We start from the raw sequence: 18,531 nt of genomic DNA on the forward strand, positions 1-18,531 counted from the left end.
GGTGGATCGGGACACCCTGTTGATCGAGGCCGCGGGCGCAACTGCGGCCATCGCTCGGGGGGAGTTTGACGAGAATCATGCCAAAAGCGGACTGACGCCGTGGACCATCGGCGACGTCGCTCGTACCGCACTGGCCTGGGCGCGGTTCAATCGTCCAGAAGCGGACGCCGGAACGCTCATGCAGTTGTGCAACCAGAACATCCACATCGTCGACGAGGGTCTCCTCGGGAATCCAGAGTCGACGGAGGGTCTCGGGCAGGTTCTCTCGCGGCTGTACTTCGAGCAGTTCCCCAGCCAGACGTCTGTCATGGCATCAGTCGCCCGCGCACTCCTGCTCTTCGGGTCCGCCGCAGAGCACCCTCAGGACTTCAGTCCCAAGGCCATGACTCCGGGTTGGTTCGAGGCCATCACGGGTGGGTTGACGCTCGACGACTACGTCGAGGCAGTGTTTCTCATCACTGTGATGACTCAGTCGAACGGTGGGAGATTCTCCCTGAGTTGGCTTGAAGGGTCGGCCTTCGAAGGGCTGAAGGACGTCATCTCCTTCGACGTCCTGCGTCGGGTTTTCACCGAACATCTCGTGACGAACGTTACGGATTTCAAGGCCGTCAACAGGACTTTCCAGGAGCACCTGCCGCCCGCGCAGAAGAAGTTCGCATTCAATCCGCTGGCCGCCACACCATTCATCGAGGGAGTGGCGCCGATTCCGATTGCGCCTTGGGGACAGGCGATCATCCGGAAGGCAAGCCCACCTGCGATCTACCATCTCGGTCTGAGGAAATTAGGCGGCGGCTTCGCGGACGACTTGGGAGCGGTCTTTCAGCACTACGTGGGCCGGCAGCTCGCGCTCGTCCACGGTGAGGTTCAGGTGGTAGGCGAACTCAAGCACGGCCCACAGCGTGAGCGCAAGGACTCCTGCGACTGGTTCCTCGATCTCCCTGGAATGCTCGTTCTTGTCGAGTGCAAGGCGCGCCAGCCCATCGAATCGCTGCGCATCGGGGGCTCCGACTGGATGAGTTCCGTCTCGGGCAGCATCGGGCATGCGATCCGCCAGCTCAACCGTTCGAGCGACGAGTTCGAGAGCATCTGCGCCGAGGAGCCACGTCTCGATCCGGGCAAGCCCCGCGTTGGTCTCGTCGTCACGCTGGAGCCGTTCTATGTCACTCAGAACTGGATCTTGGCCGAGCAGCTCCCGATGTCCGACATGCCGGTGGCGGTTCTGTCTGTCGGAGAACTTGAGACGCTGGTCGCGCTCTCGGCAGGAGAACTGGAAAGCACACTTGCTGAAGCGGCGTCGGGGGCCGAGGGCCGACTGATGCGGTTTACTCATGAGCCAGCGGCAGTTGACAAGGGCGAAAACGCGCTGCTCGCGACCACATGGGATTCCATCGATTTGTTCGCTCGGGTGGAGTCCGCCAAGGAACGGCTACAGGATTGAGGGTGTTCTCACCAGCGTGATCGGTGGGTTCCTCGTTGGGATGGAGCAGAACGAGGGCGGCGGCGGTGATCTTGAAGAGCGCTGCTCGAAAGGGGCACGCAGGGGGCACGACTCGCAGCCGCGGGAAGAGGAGTCGCGGAATATCAACGATTCTGGGCCCTCAATACTAGACGATCAACCTCTGACCGCCGGGACTGAGCGGTCGGTTCGTCCGTCCTGGTGGGAGGCCTTGACCTGCGGTGTCGCTGCGGGTCAAGGCCTCTTGCTGTACCAGGGTCTGGGTGGACGTTCGGGGCCGAGCGCGGGCAGGAATATTCGTTCCTTCGGGGGGCTGGCGGGCGCGAGGGCGCGCATCGTCGTGCCACGCCTTATCCCGGCCGTGGCCGTACGAAGGGCTCGGGGAAGGGCGCTGACGACGGAGGCGACGACGGCGCAGCGGACGACGGCGGGACGCCGCGAGGTGTGGGGCCGGCTGCGCAAGCTTCCTCGAAGCGGTGGCGGGCGTGGTACCCGGTTCCCAACGGGACGCACTTATCGGCGCGGACCGAGGACGACTACCCGCTGACCTTCCTGACGAAGAGCGATGCGCGCGCCTGGCTCAACCGAGTCCACGACTCCATCGCCCGCGGGGAGTGGGAGCCGCCCGCAGAGGCCGTCGCCCGGTGCGAGCGCGAGGCGGCCGAGGCCGCCGCACGCGACGTCACCTTCGCCGACTACGCCGAGCGGTGGCTGGAGCGCATCGCGAGCGAGCCCGGCAAGGGCGGCCGGCTGCGCAAGCCCGCCACGGTGATGATGTACCGGGGTCGGGTGAACAACTACCTGCGCGGGCCGCTCGGTGACACGCTGGTGCGTGAGGTCGACACCGCCGTTGTCCGGGACCTGGCGCGGGAACTCGTCGCGATCCCATCACGGCTGCGACCCGGCACGACCCACAACGGCATCGCCGGCGACGCGATCGACGTGCTCAAGATGATCCTGCGTGCCGCGGTGCACGATGGCGTGCTCGCCGCGATGCCCGACGTCGCCACGCCGCAACGCAAGTCCGTGCGCCATGACCAGGACCACGCGCCGGAGGACGACGTCGCCACGCCGACTCAGGTCGAAGCGCTCCATGCGGCGATCCCGCAGCCGTGGAGCATCGCCGTGCTCCTCGCCGCGTGGGTGCCACCTGCGCCGCGGGGAGGTGCTCGGGCTCCAGCGCCGCGACATCGTGTGGAATCGCTACCGCACCGCGGCGACGTTGCATGTGCGTCGCCAGAAGAACGGCTCGTCGGGGACGCTCACCGAACCCCAAGTCCGAGATGGGTGTGCGCTCGATGGCGGTGCCGCCGTTGATGATCGACCGCCTGCGCGAGCAGATCGATGAGCGCGTGGGATCGGCGCCGTCGTCACCGGTTGTCCCGACGCGGGTCAAGGGGTCGGTGCACATGGCGGCCTCGCGTTGGAACACGATCTGGGCCGAACATCGGGTCGCCGTGACCGGGCTGCCGCAGAACTACCGGTTCCACGACCTGCGGCACACCGGGCTGACGCGCTTCGCCCAGGAGGGCGCGACGCTCGCCGAGCTCATGCGCCGTGGTGGCCATGCCGACATCAAGGTCGTGCTGCGCTACCAGAAAGCCACGATGGCTCGTGTCATCTACCTCGTTGCTCGCATGAGCGCGGATCGTCACCGAGGTGCGGCCGACTTTGCGCTCGATCGCTGTCCTGGGTGTTGTGGGCGTCGTCTGGACGGTGTGGTTGACAGGCCTCGGTTGGCCGACGTCCGTATTCTACAATGCGAAATCATGGCTAGCTCCTCCAATATTGCAGGATCTCGTCGGGCAGTTGTGCCCATGTTTCCAGCGGGAGGGGTCGCTGGAGGTCGGGATCGATCAATTTCGACTGTGCGTACACTCTTGCGGCAGCCGCGTACTCAATCATCGTGACCATGACAAAAAACCACATGGACATTGCACTTCGAGGGTTATCGAACGTGGGCGCATCAGGCTCGCTGGCGCCAGGGAGATTCGCGCGTAGAGCCTCGGCAATCTCCTCCAGAAGTTCGGCATCTAATACGACTTCAAGCCGGTGTGCAAGTTCGTTTCGACGCTTGCTCATGGAGCGAACTGAATTCAGTACAGTCTCGGTCTTGCCCGCAAAGAGTCCAAACGCGTCGATGAGGTTAACCTTCTGAGCAAACGTCAGTCGTGTGCTCAGGGCGTCGGGGTTCGGGAACAGGAGTCTCAGAGCCTCGTCGATCGAGCGCTCAACCCAGAGGTGCCCCTTCAGGTACATCGTCAGCAGGTTCTCTTCCTGCGTGACCTGACGGTGGAAGGTGGGGAAGTCGAGCTGCATGGGCAGAGCATGCCAGACCCTACGACTCGGGCGTCTCCGCCACGAGGGCCAGCTGGCTCATCTGCGCGTGCCAGTACAGCAGTCGCGGCACCATGGTCACCGTGACGTTCTGCTGCGTGCCCGTTGAGTTTGGAGGCGAGCGCGCGGTCACGACGTGCAGCCACGCGCTGGCGGGCGAGCGGGCGTGACCGATTGGAGCGTGCGGCCGGCAGCTCGCGCCGAGCCGTCCGCGCGCATCGATCGGAGCAGTACCGACCACCATGGCGGGCACGCACAACACTTACCGTGTCGCGGCAGTCAGGGCGCCCGCAGGTGCGATCAGCCGGGTGGGTCGGCGTCCACTCCGCCTGCCTTCGTCGTCGGGCAGCGGGGCAGTCCCACCTGTCACCTACTCGCGCAGCAGTCCCGAGGGCCACGTGTCGCTCGTGGCATACCGCCCGCGTGTAGCGACGACACCTGATGGCCCCCACCTGATGGCCCGGGTGAGCACGGATCAGTCGAGGCCATGGACAGGGCGGGCTGCTTCGTGGACGCGGTACGCAGCCTTGGTGAGCTCGTTCCTGAACGCGATCGCTTCCGCGCTGATATTGCTGAAGATGACACTGGAGTGACCGATCATGTGGGCGCTGGCCCAGCAGGCAACGTCGAGTGCGAGTCCGAGCATCTCTGGGCTAATGCTATAGGCGTCCCAGCCCTCGTCCGTGTAGCGGATGCCGTGGAGATAGCCGACGGGGGTGGCGTGGACAGTCTGGCTCAGGAATGAGTATGCGACCTCAAACCAGCGTTCTTCGGGGAAGCCGCGGCCATAATCGCGGAGCATCGACGTGATGGTCGGGATTGGTGTGCGACCCTTTGCGACGGTTTGGTTGGGGTTGGCGATGTAGGTACCGTTCTGGGGCAAGGCAAGGATTGACACGGCGTCTGTGCGCGGTACCCCGCTGCCGGCGAGAAGGTCAATGGTCTTGGCTGCGCGGGCGCGCATCTCGTCGAAGTACTGAGTGGCTCTGGCCTTGAAGACGTCTGCCTCGGCGCTGGCGAATCTCCAGCGGAGGCGGGCGGACTCCTCGAGGAGCATGCGGGCGGCGAACACGGCGATGACTTCAGAACCGGGACGGTCGTAGGTGGAGAGAACGACGTTCAGGTTGGAATGGGCCCCAGCGAAGTTGAGGGCTTCGTGGAGGGCGGGGTTGCCGTGGCCCCACATGTCTACAGGGAAGCTGCGGGCCAGGTCCCAGTAGGCCTCGGCCCTTTCTGCGACCTCTTGGATGGAATTAGTGTCGGGCCACCAATTCGCGGCGGCAACAATGACCCGCGGGTCGATGAGGCCGGTGGGAGGCTCCGGATCTGCGGCTTTGACGGGGACGTTGAACTTCTTTGTTGTTGAAAGTTTGTGAATCGGGCGCGCCGTAGCGGCGACGACGCTGGCGAGGCGGACAGCCTCGTCGATGAACGGTTCTTGCTCGACGTCGGCGGGCCACATGTCCGGCAGCGCCGCGGAGGAACCCAGGAGCGTCGCTACGACACCAGCCGAGGCGACGTGCATGAAGAGTGCCTCGTGGTCCGCACGGAGGTCATGTCCCGGCACCCCGTCCTCGCTCACTGTGCTCTGCAGGCCGAGGTAGTTTCCGTGCCCAGCGTGCGCCAACACGTAGACGGCGCCGCGCAGCCCGGCCACGTCCAGGAGTGCTGCCGATCTGGCCGAAGCGGACGATGGGTCAGCGGGACTGCCGGTGAGGTAGTCGTCGAGAAGCGCCTGCTCGGATGGAAACGTCGGCGCGTCGAGCCAGGTCATCGATTCGCCGGTCAGGTCCGCAAGCGGCGGGATGGGCTGGAGCCATCTCTGGAGGTTCCCGCAGCTCGAGTCCGGTGGGACCGGAGTCCTGCACATCCGGTTCCGCTCTACAATCAAGTCACCGAGCAGTGCACGCCGTCGGGTCCCTGGGTCGGCGGACACCCACAGCCACCGGAGACCATCGAAGAACACGCTGCGGCACAAGGACCCAAGCACGGTGCCACCGAATCCGGATCCGATCATGGATTCGGCGGCTTCGAACCGTTGGCGCGCGGACATGAACGCTAAACCAGTGAGGAATCGATCCGGTGTCGTGACGTCGTTGAAGTCGATTGGTAGGGACGTCAAGTGCAGTCGCAGAGCCCGCGTGGCGTGCCGAAGCGCCGCCTGTGCAGGGGGCTCTTCTCGGCCGTCCGCTCGGCTCAAAATAGGTGCATCCATCGTTCTATCCGCCTTCAATCCGGCCGCGACCGTCGCGGCCTCGGACGACAGAATGATGCATGGGGCTGTCGAGCGGTCAGGCGACACGCAACCTGCGGGACTGTCTGATGAACGGCTCTGGCGCACTTCTGGTGGTCGGTTCGTCCGATACGGGAACTCTGTCATGACCTGGCGTAGTACTGGATGCGAAGCTGCTGGTCAGGACGGTGTCCGCAGAGTTGTCGGCGCTGGTGATCGACGACGTGGAGGACGCTGGCAGGGCGATCGTCGTCACTGCTCGCACGAGGGAGGGGGCTGCTTGTTGTCCCGCGTGCGGGACCTCGAGCGGGCGCCTGTACGCATATCGCAACTGGCTCGACTGCGTCACGCCACCAACGCATCCGGCGCTACACCCCCCGCCACTACGGGTAGATCAAACCGCCATCGGAACCGACCCCCAGCATCACGACTCCCAGCCACCGTCACCAACCTCACCATCGGCGTGTCCGTTCCGAGTTTCCGCTGAACCCGTCATGAGGCACAGACGACCGGTTCCGCTTCCAGCCTCCGCCAATGCATGCGTGCAGCTGCAGGGCGAACTGCAGGCAAACCTCACGGTTCGTTAGACCTGCCGGGGTGCGCCTCGCGTCCGGGTACGCGACGTCCGTCAGATCCTGGGTGCAGCACCTCCATGCAGCTCCCGCCTTGGCGCTCTCCGACAAACCGGGCGTCCCGGATGGCAGGCTGTGCCCGAGCCCCCCGAATAGGTTGGTGACGTCGTTGATGGACGAGCGCGGCCTCCCGCGCTGAGACGTGACGGTCGGGTACCTCGCAAAGACCCTGACCGAACGCACGCTGCTCGACCCCGGGCTGTTCCCGATGTCGATCGCCGAAGGTGGGCGCGACGGAGGAGGCGCTGGCCGAGGCCGAGTAGCGTCTCGGCGGCCCGCTGGACCCCCAGCACAGGGAGCTGCTGCGCCTTGTCGACGGGTGGCCGGACGTCATCCTGTTCGGGTACATCTTCGGTCCTCAGGACATGGGCGCCGGTGACGCGTGGGTCGCGGCGAATCAGCGCCTCGACCTCGTGTACGAGCGCCTGTCCCGGAGGACGGTTGGCCGCCGCGCGACCAGATGCTCCCGATCTTCGCCGCGCCGCACCAGATCGACGTGATGGCGCTGTGGGTCGGGGGGCCGGTCGCTGACGGCGGGCGCCCGGTCTACTGGTTCGCCCACGAGATCGTCCAGGAGTGGCCGAACTGCTACGAGTGGTTCCTGCTGTGCGTCACGTACGCGCGCCGGAGCCTCGAGCGCACTCGGACGACCTCCGCGCACACGCAGTCCGACCACGCGCACGACGAGCCCGTCGGCGGCGACGAGCTCAGCCGAGCAGGTCCGCCGGGGTGAGGGTCGTGATGCCGTCGACGCTGCCCCCGGTGCGGGACACCGCGATCAGTGGAGTGGTCCGGTCAGCTCCGGGGACGATGCCCCGTTGGTTCACGAGCTCTGTGGCGTCGTGAATGTCGAAGGGTGCGGTCTCACGCCACTTGATCGAGCCGATGAACGTGACGGACCGGGCGGGTCGCCGGTCGGCGCCGACGAGGTCGACCTCGACGTCGCCCTTGCGGTTCCACCAGGCACCGACGACGGCCGACGCGGGCACGACGGTGTCGTCGAGTGCTCGCTCCCACAGGAGCCGCCGCACGACGGGCTCGACGGCGCGCCCGCGCCACGTCGACCACCCGCGAGCGATGCGCCGCGTGACGATGTCGCCGCGACCGGCGTCGACCAGGTCGGCGGCGTCGTGCAGGAACGCGAGCCAGAAGCGCATGTACGGGTCGTCGATCCGGTACTGCTTGTGGTGGGCCGGCGTGGTCGAGAGCGGTTCGTCGACCGCGACGACGCGGCGTCCGACCAGCTGGTCGAGCGAACGCGAGAGGGAAGCGCGTTGGTCGACGTTGGCGACCCGGCCGATGGTCGTGAAGGTGCGGGCCTCCGTGCCGATCGCGCGTAGAACGTCCTTCGCCTGGGTCTCCGAGGGGAACTCGGACGACAGGGCTCGTTCGCCCGAGACGATGAGCGTGCTGACCGAGGTGGACACGCCATCGGCGATGAAGTCGGCGACCGACTGCCCGGGTCGCCACGCGGTGACGAGCGGTGGCAGGCCACCCGTCACCAGGTACGCGTCGATCGCCTGCGTCGCGTCGAGGCCTGTCATGGTCGCCACGTCCTGCGGGGTGAGTGGCTGGATCTCCTTGTCGACGCTGCGTCCGTAGAACGGGCGCCCATGGCTGGTGAGTCGTTCCATCTCGGACTGGTTCGACCCGACGAGGACGAGGAGCACGGGGAGCGCGGAGAGCCTGGTGTCCCACACGCCCTGGAGCGCGCCCTCGAACCCTGGGTCGCCGGTCAGGTAGGAGACCTCGTCCAGCACGATGATCGACACCCGGTCCGTCGGGACCGCGAGCGCCAGGATGGTCAGGGCGTCCTGCCACGAGCCGGAGACGGCGTATCCGGCGGCGTCTGCACCGGGCAGGCCGGAGGCGGCGACGGTCTCGAGCAGCCGACGTCGTTCCAGCTCGGGGCGCGAGCCGTCGGCCAGGAAGTACATCGAGGGGACTCCTGCCCGCTCGACGAACTCGGTGACGAGGCGGGACTTGCCGACCCTGCGGCGTCCGCGCAGGGCGATCGCCTTGCCTGGCCGGTCGGAGGTCGGGCTTCGCACCTGTTGCAGGACGTAGTCGAGGTCGGCGAGCTCGCGCCGTCGTCCGACGAAGCCGTCGACCATGGTTACCTCCGATGTAGGTCGCATTAGATGTTACCTACATTGGATGATACGTACATCCCACGATCGCGACGAGGTGCGCCTCCGCCACCGAGCACCCGTCGCGGCTGTGCGCCCGTGCAGCAGGGCGATAGTTTGGACGCGATGCCACCCCTCACCCCGCCCAGCGCCCCAGGCGCCCCGAGTTCCCCGAGCACCCCGACGATCGACCTCAACGCCGATCTCGGCGAGGGGTTCGGCCGGTGGGCCCTGACCGACGACGACGCCCTGCTCGACGTCGTGACGAGCGCGAACGTCGCGTGCGGGTTCCACGCGGGCGACCCGGCGACCATGCGCCGCGTGTGCGAGCGCGCGGCCGAGCGAGGCGTGGCGATCGGCGCGCAGGTCTCGTACCGCGACCTCGCGGGGTTCGGCCGCCGTGCCATGGACGTCCCGGCCGACGAGCTCGCCGCCGAGGTCGCATACCAGGTCGGGGCGCTCGACGTGTTCGCCCGGGCGGCGGGCAGCCGTGTCGCGTACGTCAAGCCGCACGGTGCGCTGTACAACCGGGCGGTGCGCGACGAGGAGCAGGCGGCCGCGGTCGTCGAGGGGGTCCGGCTCGCGTCGACCGCCTCGGGCGACCCGCTGCCGGTGCTCGGTCTGCCGGGTTCCGCGCTGCACCGCGCCGCCGCGGGGGCGGGCTTCGTGACGGTCGCGGAGGCGTTCGCCGACCGCGCCTACCGCCCGGACGGGACGCTCGTCCCCCGGACCGAGCCCGGCGCCGTCGTCCACGACCCTGACGAGGTCGTGGCGCGGTCGGTCGCGGTCGCGACCGGCGGGGGAGTCGTCGCGGCCGACGGCACCACGCTGACCCTCGCCGCCGGGTCGCTGTGCGTGCACGGCGACACCCCGGGTGCGGCCGCGCTCGCCGCGCGGGTGCGGGCCGCGCTCGACGAGGCCGGGGTCGACGTGCGGTCGTTCGTGTGATCGTCCACCCGGTGGGCCGCGCCGCCCTGCTGGTCGAGCTCGACGACCTCGCGGGCGCGCAGGCCTTCCACGCCGAGGTCGAGCGGCGCCGCGCCGACGGGCGCGTGGTGGTGCGCGACGTCGTCCCGGCCGCGCGGACCGTGCTCCTCGACGGGTTCGCGACGCCCGACGCCGCCCGCCGGGTCGCGGCGGACGCGCCCGGGTGGTCCGTACCTCCGCTCGTGGCGGACGACGGTCCGCTCGTGACCCTGCGCGTGCGCTTCGACGGGCCCGACCTCGACGACGTCGCGCGCTGCTGGGACGTCGCCCCCGCGGACGTCGTCGCCCGACTCACGACGACCGAGCTGCGGGTCGCGTTCGGCGGGTTCGCGCCCGGCTTCGGGTACCTCGCGGGCCTGCCCGACGAGCTCGCGGTGCCGCGCCGCGCGACGCCCCGCACGGTCGTGCCGGCCGGGGCGGTCGCGCTCGCGGGCACGTGGGCCGGCGTCTACCCGCGCGAGTCGCCCGGCGGGTGGCAGATCGTCGGCACCGCGGTCGACGCCGCGCTGTGGGACGTCGACCGCGACCCGCCCGCGCTGCTCGTGCCCGGGACGCGCGTGCGGTTCGAGGACGACGCGTGAGCGCGCGGCCCGGCCTCGAGGTGGTGCGTGCCGGGGCGCTCACCACGGTCCAGGACCTCGGCCGCCCCGGGTTCGCGCACCTCGGCGTGACCGGCTCCGGCGCACTCGACCTGCCCGCGCACCGCGCCGCGAACCGGCTCGTGGGCAACCCGGACGCGTGCGCGACCCTCGAGACGACCCTCACCGGCTGCGCGCTGCGCGCCCTCGCCCCGGTCGTCGTCGCGGTCACGGGCGCCCCCGCCCCCGTGCGGGTCGACGGCGCCCCCGCGCCCTGGGGCGCGCCCGTGAGCCTCGCCGTCGGCCAGGTGCTCGACGTCGGCACCGCGGTCGCGGGCGTGCGCAGCCACGTCGCGGTGGCCGGGGGAGTGGACGCCGCGCCGGTGCTCGGCAGCCGGTCGACCGACCTTCTCTCGGGGCTCGGCCCGGCGCCTCTGCGCGACGGTGACCTCCTGGCCGTCGGCGCCCCCGGCGCGGCGCCGGTCGGCGGCCCGGTCGGCGTCCCGCTCCCGGGACCGCCCGAGGAGCTCGCGCTGCCCGTGGTGCTCGGGCCGCGGGCCGACTGGTTCACGCCCGCCGCGCTCACCACGCTCTGGCGGGGCACGTGGACCGTGTCGTCGGCGAGCAACCGCGTCGGTCTGCGCCTCGACGGTCCCGCGCTCGAGCGTGCGCGCACCGACGAGCTCGCGAGCGAGGGCATGGTGCTCGGCGCGATCCAGGTGCCGCCCGAGGGGCGGCCGATCGTGTTCCTCGCCGACCACCCCGTCACCGGCGGTTACCCCGTCGTCGGGGTCGTGCCCGCCGCGGCGCTCGCGGCGGTGGCGCAGGCGACCCCGGGGACGCCGGTGCGGTTCACGCCGTCGTCGGTCACGCCGTCGTCCTGACCCGCGAGACAGGACGGCCGAGCGCTGGACACCAGGGGGTGAGGTTAGCCTATCCTCGGTGTTGTGCCCGTTCCTGACAACTCCGACATGGCAGCGCCCGCGCCGCCCGCGAGCGTGCTGGCTCCGGCGACCCCGGTGCTGAGCGTCGACGACGTCGGCGTGCGCCACCACGGGCACGACGGTCTGCCGGTCGCGACCGCGTCCCCCGCGGGGACGACCTTCGAGGTCGCCCGCGGCGAGGCCGTGCTGCTGCTCGGGCCGTCGGGCTCGGGCAAGTCGACCCTCGCGCTCGCGACCAACGGTCTCGTGCCCCACGTCGTGCCGGCGACGCTCGACGGCACGGTGCGCGTCGGCGGCCTCGACACGCGCGCGCACGACGTGCCGCACCTCGCCCGGCACGTCGCGATGGTGTTCCAGGACCCGGACGCGCAGGTCGTCACGGGCAGCGTGCTCGACGAGGTCTGCTTCGGCCCCGAGAACCTCGGCGTGCCCGTCGCCGAGGTCGAGGCGCGCGCCGAGGACGCGCTGCGCCGCGTCGGGCTCTGGGAGCGTCGCGCCGACGACCCGGGCCGCCTCTCGGGCGGAGGGCGGCAGCGCCTCGCGGTCGCCTGCGCGCTCGCGATGCACGCGCCCCTGCTCGTGCTCGACGAGCCCACCGCGAATCTCGACCCCGCCGGGACCGAGGAGCTCTACGACGTGCTGCGCGACGTGCTCGCCGCGGGCGACCGGGCCGTGCTGCTCGTCGAGCACGACCTCGACGCCGCGGTCGAGCTGCTCGACCGGGTCGTGGTGCTCGACGCCGCAGGCCGGGTCGCGTTCGACGGTCCGGTGCGCGAGGTGCTCACCCAGCACGCCGACGCGCTCGTGGCCCTCGGCGTGTGCCTGCCCGTCGCGCTCGTCGCCGCGCTGCGCCTGCGCGCGACGGGCACGCCGATCGACCCGCTGCCGCTCACGCCCGACGAGCTCGGCCACGCCCTGCGCGCGCAGGCCGACGCGGGCGTCCTGCCGCCGGCACGCCCGGAGGGGCTCTCGGCACGCCCGGAGGGATCTCAGGCCTACCCGCGCACGGACCAGGACGCCGCGCCGGCGAGCCGGCCCGACCGGGCACGCGATCTGGCACGCGACGGCGCACCCGACGGCGCACCTGACCGCACCACCGTCGACTGCATCACCGTCGACCGCCTCACGCTCAAGCGCGGCCGGACCACGGTGCTGCACGACCTCTCGCTGCGCGTCGCGCCCGGCGAGCTCGTCGCCGTCGTGGGAGCCAACGGCGCCGGGAAGTCCACGCTGCTGCAGGCGGTCGCGGGCGTCGTCCGCCCCCCGCGCGGGCGCGTGCGGGTCGCGGGCCTCGACCCGGCCCGCGCCGACGCCCGCACCCTGAGCGAGCGCGTGGGCTACGTGTTCCAGAACCCCGAGCACCAGCTCGTGACCGGCTCCGTGGCCGACGAGCTCGCGCACGGGCTGCGGATCCGCGGTGTCGACGAGGCCGAGGTCGCTGCCCGCGTCGAGGACCTGCTCGTGCGGTTCGACCTGGTGCGCCAGCGCGACCTGCACCCGTTCCTGCTCTCGGGCGGGCAGAAGCGCCGCCTGTCGGTCGGCACCGCGACGGTCTGCCGCCCCGGCGTGCTCGTGCTCGACGAGCCGACCTTCGGGCAGGACCGCGCCCGCGCCGACGAGCTCCTCGGCCTGCTCACGGCCCTGCACGCCGAGGGCACGACCGTCGTCGTCGCGACCCACGACATGCAGCTCGTGAGCGAGCACGCGACGCGCGTGGTCGTCGTCGCCCACGGCCGCGTGGTGGCGGACGGCGCCCCCGCGGTCGTGCTCGGCGACGACGTCCTCCTGCGGTCGGCCGGGCTGCGGCGACCGCCGCTCGCGCGCGCGACCGCGCACCTCGACGACCCGGCGTGGCGCGCGGTGACCCGCCTCGCCGACCTGCCCGGGGCGCTGGTGCCCGCATGACCGGGTTCCTGCGCGGCGTCAACCCGCTCGCGAAGATGTTCGGCCCGCTGCCCGTCATGGCGGCCGTGTTCCTGACCGAGGACCTGCGCGTGCTTGCGGCGTTCACGCTCGGCACGCTCGTGCTGCTGCTCGTCGGCGCGTTGCCCGGCTGGCGCACGTCGCTCGCGCTCGTGCTCGGCGTGCCCGTGGGCGTCGCCGTGGTGGCCGTGAGCTTCGGGCTGTGGGTCGACCCCGCCGCGGTCGCCGACACGCGCACCGTGCTCGCGTTCGGGCCCGTCGAGCTCACGCGCGGCGGACTCGCGGTCGGTCTCGTCACCGGGCTGCGGCTCGCCGCGCTCGTGCTGCTCGCGATGGTCAGCGGCCTGACGACCACGGGCCCGGAGTTCGTGCGCGCGAGCGTGCAGCACCTGCGCGTGCCGTACCGCGTGGGCTACGCGGCGCTCGCGTCGATGCGGTTCGTGCCACGGTTCGGGCGTGAGCTCGAGGTGATCCGCAGCGCCCACCGGGTGCGCGGCGTCGCGGGCGGCCGTGGACCCGTCGCGGGCGCGCGGCGCGCCGGCGGGTACGCCGTGCCGCTCCTGGCGAGCGGGATCCGGCACGCCGAACGCGTGTCGCTGTCCATGGAGTCGCGCGCGTTCGGCGCCGCACCCACCCGCACCGAGCGGCACCCCGTGCCGCTGCGCGTGCGCGACGGCGTCGTGCTCCTCGCCTTCTGGTCCGCGTGCTGGGCGGTGCCCGCGCTCGTGCACGGCTGAGCGCGCGCCGCGAGCCGGGCCATCGACCCGCACCCACGACCCGCACCCAGGAAACCACCGAACGTCGACCCTGAGCACGTACGCCCAACACGCACCTCGAACGAGCACCACGAGCCAGCAACCTCAAGCACGTACCCCGCACCACGCACCTCGCACCACGCACCACGACGCCCGACCCCACCGCCGACACGCGCGGCCGACCACCGGAGCCACGATGAGCACGCCCGAGACGACCCCCACGACCGCACCCGGGACCACCCCGGACGCCGCCGCCACGCCCGCCGCGCGACGTCCGCGGCCGCTGACGACCCGCTACCTCATGACGTGCGGGGCGATCGGCGCCGCGACGGGCGTGCTCCTGATCCCCGTCAACCTCGTCGCGTTCGGCGCGCTCGCCGCGGCCCCGACGCTCGTGGCCGCGCTCGTCGGCTTCTGGCTCGTCGGTGGCGTGATCGCGCTGGCGCTGCTGCAGCGCCCCGGTGCCGCGCTCATCACGTCAGTCATCTCCGGCATCTTCGCGATCCCGACCCCGGCCGGTCTGACCGCGGTGCTGACCATGGCCATGGTCGGCGTCGCTCTCGAGCTCGGGTTCGCCGTCACGCTGTACCGGGTGTGGAGCCCGTGGCTGTTCTACGTGAGCACGGCCGTGATCGCCGCGGTCTACCTCACGATGGTGTTCCCCGCGTACGAGATGGGCAGCGCGTCGACCCTCGCCCAGGTCATGTTCGTGCTGACCCTGTTCGTCAGCATGGTCGGTGCCGCGTGGCTCGGGCTGCTGCTCGCCCGACGCCTGGCCGCGACCGGTGTGACGCGTGGCCTCGCGCCCGTGCGCCGCCCTGCCGCGACGACCGCCACGACGACGACAGCCCCGTGAGCGCGCCCCGCCACCGCCGCGCGGTCGACCCGCACGTGCTCGTCGCCGACGTGGTCGGCACGGCGAGGATCAGCCCGAACGTCGTGCGCGTGACCTTCAGCGGGCTCGAGCAGCTCACGCCGCTGGGCCACGACCAGTGGTTCCGGATGTTCCTCGCGCGCGAGGGGCAGGAGCACCTGCGCCTGCCGACCCGCACGTCGAGCCTCTGGTACGCGCAGTACCTCGCGACGCCGCGCGCCAAGCGGCCCTGGGTGCGCGCCTACACCGTGCGTGCCGCGCGTCCCGAGGTCGGCGAGATCGACGTCGACATGGTCGTGCACCTCGACGCCGACGGGAACGCCGGCCCGGCGGCCGCGTTCGCGCTCACCGCGCGGCCCGGCGACCAGGTCGGGATCCTCGACCAGGGTCTCGGGTTCGACCCCGACCACGGGCAGGACGCCGTGCTCGTCGTCGCCGACGAGACCGGCATGCCCGCGGCCCTCGGCATCTGCGGCTCCCTGCCGGACGACGCACGCGGCCTCGTGATCGTCGAGGTGCCCACCGCGGCCGACCGGCAGGACGTGCGCGCGCCCGCGGGCGTCGACGTGCGCTGGATCGTGCGCGACGAGCTCGCAAAGACCGAGCCCGGGGGAGGGCCCGGCGCGGTGCCGGGCGTCGCGGCGCTCGCCGCGCTGCGCGCCGCGACCCTGCCCGTCGGGACGCTGCACGCGTCGATCCTCGGCGAGTCGTCGCTCGCGACCGGCGGCCGGCGGTACCTCGTCAACGAGCACGGCGTGCCCAAGGCGCACGTCGACTTCGCCGGGTACTGGCGGCACGGGCACGCGGCGACCTGAGTCGTCACGCGCCGGGACCCGACACCCGCACGGTGTCGGGTGCCGGGATGGCGCGGCCGGTCGGGTCAGAGGTCGCTCGACCGCGACGCCCACAGGTTGACGTCCGGCTCGCCCGGCACGGAGGCCAGCGCGGCCTCGACCGCGGCGAGCTCGTCGGCCCCGAGCGGTGCCTCGTCGAGCGCGGCGAGCGAGTCGTCGAGCTGGTCGACCGTGCGCGCCCCGACGAGCACGGTCGTCACGCGCGGCTCGCGCAGCACCCACGCGATCGCGAGTCGTGCGAGCGTCGTGCCGCGCGCCCGGGCGACCTCGTGCAGGGCGCGCACGCGCGCGAGGTTCGCCTCGCTCAGGTACTCGGGTCGCAGCGACGTGCCGGTCGCGGCGCGCGAGTCCTGCGGGACCCCGTCGAGGTACTTGTCGGTGAGCATGCCCTGCGCCAGGGGGGAGAACGCGACGACGCCCAGCCCGGCGTCGTCCGCCACCTCGAGCACGGACTCGCCCGACGCGTCGGGCTGCTCGACCCACCGGTTGAGCAGCGAGTACGAGGGCTGGTGCACGGTCAGCGGCACGCCCAGGTCACGCGCGACGGCGAGCGCCTCGCGCGTGCGGGTCGCGGAGTACGACGAGATGCCGACGTAGTGCGCGCGCCCGCTCGTGACGGCGGTCGCGAGCGCCCCGATGGTCTCGGTCAGCGGCGTCGTCGGGTCGTACCGGTGGCTGTAGAACACGTCGACGGTGTCGACGCCGAGGCTCGCGAGCGAGCGGTCGAGCGACGCGAGCAGGTACTTGCGCGACCCGCCCTCGCCGTACGGGCCGGACCACGCGTGGTACCCGGCCTTGGTCGTCAGGACGAGCTCGTCGCGGCGTCCGCGCAGCTCACGGCGCAGCAGGTCGCCGACGAACGACTCGGCCGCGAACGGCGGCGGGCCGTAGTTGTTCGCCATGTCGAGCTGCACGACGCCGCGCTCGACCGCGTGCAGGAGCACGGAGCGCTGGGCGTCGCGGGCCGTCGTCGCGCCGAAGTTCTGCCACAGCCCGAGGGAGATCGCGGGCAGGTCGAGGCCGGAGCGTCCGGCGCGGCGCAGCGGGATCGCGGCGGGGTCGAGGTCGTTGCTCATGTCCTCGACGGTACGTCACACGAGGGTCAGGACCCCGAGCACGCCGACCGCGACGCCGAGCACGAGGGAGACGCCGATCAGCACGGCGTGCACCGTGAGGAACCGGGTCGCGCGGCCCGCGTCGTCGCGCGAGCGCGGGTCCTTGGCGATGCGCTGCCAGAGGCGCGGCCAGATGAGCAGGTTCCAGAGTGCGGTCACGATGAGCAGGATCGACCAGCCGAGAGGGATGTCCACGCGAGCATCCTCTCGCGCGGGGACCGCCCGGGTCACATCGCGTGCCAGGATGGACGCATGCCCGCACCCGAACCCCAGACGCTCGAGCACGTCGAGAACGAGCTGCGCGAGCTCACCTTCACCACGTTCACGCACGAGGACGCGTGGCGGCTCGGCTGCCTGCTCGTCGAGATGGCGACCGAGCGCGAGCACCCGGTCGCGATCGACGTGCGGCGCGGGCACCAGCAGGTGTTCCACGCGGCGCTCGAGGGATCGACGCCCGACAACGACTCGTGGATCGTGCGCAAGGTCCGGGTCGTGGAGAGGTTCGGTGCGGCGTCGTACGTCATGAACCTGCGCGCGCAGGCGCGGGGCGTGTCGTTCACCGAGTGGCAGCAGCTGCCGTGGCAGGAGTACGCGGCCGCGGGCGGCGCGGTGCCGGTCGTCGTCGAGGGCGTGGGCCCGGTCGGCGTCGTGACGGTCTCGGGCCTGCGGCAGGAGGAGGACCACGCGCTCGTGGTCGAGGCGATGCGCATCCACATGGCCGGCGAGCAGGACTAGCTCTCGGGGTCGTGCTGGAAGGCCCGCACCTCCTGCGCGCACCGGCACGCCGCCGCGATCCTCGCGGCCCAGCGGTGGGCCTCGGCGGCGTCGGGGACCTCGAGCACCGCGTAGCCGCCCTCGATCTGGCGCGTCTGCGGGTACGTGCCCTCGGTCACGGTGCCGTCGGCGTCGACCAGGACGGGCGGCACGGACTCGTCGATGCCGCCGCCGAACACCCACACGCCCGCGGCCTTCGCGTCGGCGACCACGGCGTGCGCGGCGTCCGACACCGCGGGGAGCTCCTCGGCGGGGAACGTCATCGCGCCGCTCGGGAACGAGATCAGGTACTTCATGGGTCCGGCTCCGTCGTCGTGCGGGTGGGAACCCATCGTCGCCCCGCGCGGGCGTGGTCGCTATGGCAGCCGCGGACGACGCACCGCCTCCCCGGCCCGGGACGGGTCGAGGGGCACGGGGCTCAGGAGCGTCGCGGGGCCGCGGTGCAGGAGGCCGTCCGTGAGCGGCATGCAGCGCAGACCGCCCCGACCCCGCATCGCGGCGTGCGCGCCGGGCGCGAGCACGCGGTCCATCCAGGCGCACGGCGCGGCGTGGCGTCCCGGGCGCAGGCGCACCTCGTCGCCGGGGCCGGAGCGCAGCACGATCTCGTGGCCGATGAGCGGGGTGAGCTCGGCGCCGCGCAGCACGACCGTGCGGCGGGTGAGCAGCGGGTCGAGCGGGCCGGTGCCGAGCTTGGCGGCGATCGACTCGAGCGACTCGGTGGCGAACAGGGTCACGGCAGCGTCCATGTGCGCGGCCTTGCCGTAGAAGCGGTCGCCGACCACTCCCTTGCCCGCGACGACCTCGACGCTGTCGGCGTCCGTGGTCGGCACGGTCGCGGCGCCGTCGCGGGGACGCCCGAAGTAGGCGTGCTCGGGCGAGACGACCAGGTGCAGGATCTCGACGGGGTACTCGTACGGGCTCACGCCCCAGTCTCGCCCCG

General features: G+C 71.4%; 19 protein-coding genes and 1 pseudogene. 12 read left to right on the top strand and 8 right to left on the bottom strand.

The window, feature by feature from the left end; genetic code table 11:
• The first annotated feature begins 1 nt into the window (after position 1).
• From CLV28_RS06755 to CLV28_RS16310, 3 genes and pseudogenes are all read left to right on the top strand, one after another.
• Complete coding sequence (locus CLV28_RS06755; RefSeq protein ID WP_157802547.1) at positions 2 to 1,438, top strand: hypothetical protein; 1,437 nt, start codon at positions 2 to 4, stop codon at positions 1,436 to 1,438.
• Between the two features lie 462 nt (positions 1,439 to 1,900).
• Complete coding sequence (locus tag CLV28_RS15810; protein ID WP_203968085.1) at positions 1,901 to 2,773, top strand: hypothetical protein; 873 nt, start codon at positions 1,901 to 1,903, stop codon at positions 2,771 to 2,773.
• Positions 2,773 to 3,006, top strand: a pseudogene (locus CLV28_RS16310) (tyrosine-type recombinase/integrase); the annotation flags it as partial. The gene CLV28_RS15810 and the pseudogene CLV28_RS16310, both read left to right, overlap by 1 nt.
• 223 nt (positions 3,007 to 3,229) lie before the next feature.
• On the opposite strand, the gene CLV28_RS15995 reads toward CLV28_RS16310, so the two are convergent.
• The 3 genes from CLV28_RS15995 to CLV28_RS06765 all read right to left on the bottom strand — a co-directional run bounded on the left by CLV28_RS15995 (position 3,230) and on the right by CLV28_RS06765 (position 5,567).
• On the bottom strand, positions 3,230 to 3,775 hold the full coding sequence (locus tag CLV28_RS15995) for a hypothetical protein (protein ID WP_239073099.1): 546 nt from the start codon (positions 3,773 to 3,775) through the stop codon (positions 3,230 to 3,232).
• Positions 3,776 to 3,794: 19 nt separating this feature from the next.
• Entirely contained in the window at positions 3,795 to 4,046 is a 252-nt protein-coding gene (locus CLV28_RS15475; RefSeq protein WP_157802548.1) for a hypothetical protein, read from the bottom strand.
• Positions 4,047 to 4,268: 222 nt separating this feature from the next.
• Positions 4,269 to 5,567, bottom strand: coding sequence for a hypothetical protein (locus CLV28_RS06765; RefSeq protein ID WP_157802549.1), 1,299 nt, complete (start codon positions 5,565 to 5,567; stop codon positions 4,269 to 4,271).
• 1,551 nt (positions 5,568 to 7,118) lie between these two features.
• Between CLV28_RS06765 and CLV28_RS06770 the strand changes: the two genes are divergently transcribed.
• Entirely contained in the window at positions 7,119 to 7,391 is a 273-nt protein-coding gene (locus tag CLV28_RS06770; RefSeq protein WP_100422569.1) for a hypothetical protein, read from the top strand.
• Here CLV28_RS06770 and CLV28_RS06775 read toward each other — a convergent pair.
• Positions 7,366 to 8,772, bottom strand: a complete 1,407-nt coding sequence (locus CLV28_RS06775) for an ATP-binding protein (RefSeq protein WP_100422570.1) — start codon at positions 8,770 to 8,772, stop codon at positions 7,366 to 7,368. The genes CLV28_RS06770 and CLV28_RS06775 overlap by 26 nt on opposite strands.
• Before the next feature lie 141 nt (positions 8,773 to 8,913).
• Between CLV28_RS06775 and CLV28_RS06780 the strand changes: the two genes are divergently transcribed.
• The 7 genes from CLV28_RS06780 to CLV28_RS06810 all read left to right on the top strand — a co-directional run bounded on the left by CLV28_RS06780 (position 8,914) and on the right by CLV28_RS06810 (position 15,663).
• Positions 8,914 to 9,735: a LamB/YcsF family protein gene (locus CLV28_RS06780; RefSeq protein WP_100422571.1), complete on the top strand. Its 822-nt coding sequence runs from the start codon at positions 8,914 to 8,916 to the stop codon at positions 9,733 to 9,735.
• Between the two features lie 11 nt (positions 9,736 to 9,746).
• Positions 9,747 to 10,355, top strand: a complete 609-nt coding sequence (locus CLV28_RS06785; RefSeq protein WP_239073098.1) for a 5-oxoprolinase subunit B family protein — start codon at positions 9,747 to 9,749, stop codon at positions 10,353 to 10,355.
• The gene (locus CLV28_RS06790) at positions 10,352 to 11,236 is read left to right on the top strand and encodes a 5-oxoprolinase subunit C family protein (protein WP_100422573.1); all 885 of its coding nucleotides are present in this window, start codon (positions 10,352 to 10,354) and stop codon (positions 11,234 to 11,236) included. The genes CLV28_RS06785 and CLV28_RS06790 overlap by 4 nt, the downstream gene beginning before the upstream one ends.
• An 87-nt stretch (positions 11,237 to 11,323) precedes the next feature.
• Entirely contained in the window at positions 11,324 to 13,201 is a 1,878-nt protein-coding gene (locus CLV28_RS06795; protein ID WP_100422574.1) for an ABC transporter ATP-binding protein, read from the top strand.
• On the top strand, positions 13,198 to 13,956 hold the full coding sequence (locus CLV28_RS06800) for an energy-coupling factor transporter transmembrane component T family protein (RefSeq protein ID WP_100422575.1): 759 nt from the start codon (positions 13,198 to 13,200) through the stop codon (positions 13,954 to 13,956). The genes CLV28_RS06795 and CLV28_RS06800 overlap by 4 nt, the downstream gene beginning before the upstream one ends.
• Before the next feature lie 214 nt (positions 13,957 to 14,170).
• Entirely contained in the window at positions 14,171 to 14,830 is a 660-nt protein-coding gene (locus tag CLV28_RS06805) for an ECF transporter S component (protein ID WP_100422576.1), read from the top strand.
• Positions 14,827 to 15,663 (top strand): siderophore-interacting protein, encoded by an 837-nt coding sequence (locus CLV28_RS06810; RefSeq protein WP_100422577.1) that lies wholly within the window; start codon positions 14,827 to 14,829, stop codon positions 15,661 to 15,663. The genes CLV28_RS06805 and CLV28_RS06810 overlap by 4 nt, the downstream gene beginning before the upstream one ends.
• 65 nt (positions 15,664 to 15,728) lie before the next feature.
• On the opposite strand, the gene CLV28_RS06815 is transcribed toward CLV28_RS06810, so the two are convergent.
• Together CLV28_RS06815 and CLV28_RS06820 are read right to left on the bottom strand one after the other, a co-directional pair.
• Positions 15,729 to 16,778: an aldo/keto reductase gene (locus CLV28_RS06815; protein WP_100422578.1), complete on the bottom strand. Its 1,050-nt coding sequence runs from the start codon at positions 16,776 to 16,778 to the stop codon at positions 15,729 to 15,731.
• 15 nt (positions 16,779 to 16,793) lie between these two features.
• Positions 16,794 to 17,012, bottom strand: a complete 219-nt coding sequence (locus tag CLV28_RS06820; protein WP_100422579.1) for an SCO4848 family membrane protein — start codon at positions 17,010 to 17,012, stop codon at positions 16,794 to 16,796.
• Between the two features lie 57 nt (positions 17,013 to 17,069).
• Here CLV28_RS06820 and CLV28_RS06825 point away from each other — a divergent pair, with 57 nt between their 5' ends.
• Entirely contained in the window at positions 17,070 to 17,552 is a 483-nt protein-coding gene (locus CLV28_RS06825) for a heme-degrading domain-containing protein (protein WP_100422580.1), read from the top strand.
• Here CLV28_RS06825 and CLV28_RS06830 read toward each other — a convergent pair.
• A complete protein-coding gene (locus CLV28_RS06830; protein WP_100422581.1) occupies positions 17,549 to 17,887 on the bottom strand; it encodes a YciI family protein in 339 nt (112 codons plus the stop codon). The two genes, CLV28_RS06825 and CLV28_RS06830, sit on opposite strands and share 4 nt — an antisense overlap.
• A gap of 60 nt (positions 17,888 to 17,947) precedes the next feature.
• Positions 17,948 to 18,514: a molybdenum cofactor biosysynthesis protein gene (locus CLV28_RS06835; RefSeq protein ID WP_100423056.1), complete on the bottom strand. Its 567-nt coding sequence runs from the start codon at positions 18,512 to 18,514 to the stop codon at positions 17,948 to 17,950.
• Positions 18,515 to 18,531 lie beyond the last annotated feature (17 nt).

The organism is Sediminihabitans luteus (genome assembly GCF_002797595.1).
GTDB lineage: Bacteria > Actinomycetota > Actinomycetes > Actinomycetales > Cellulomonadaceae > Paraoerskovia > Paraoerskovia lutea.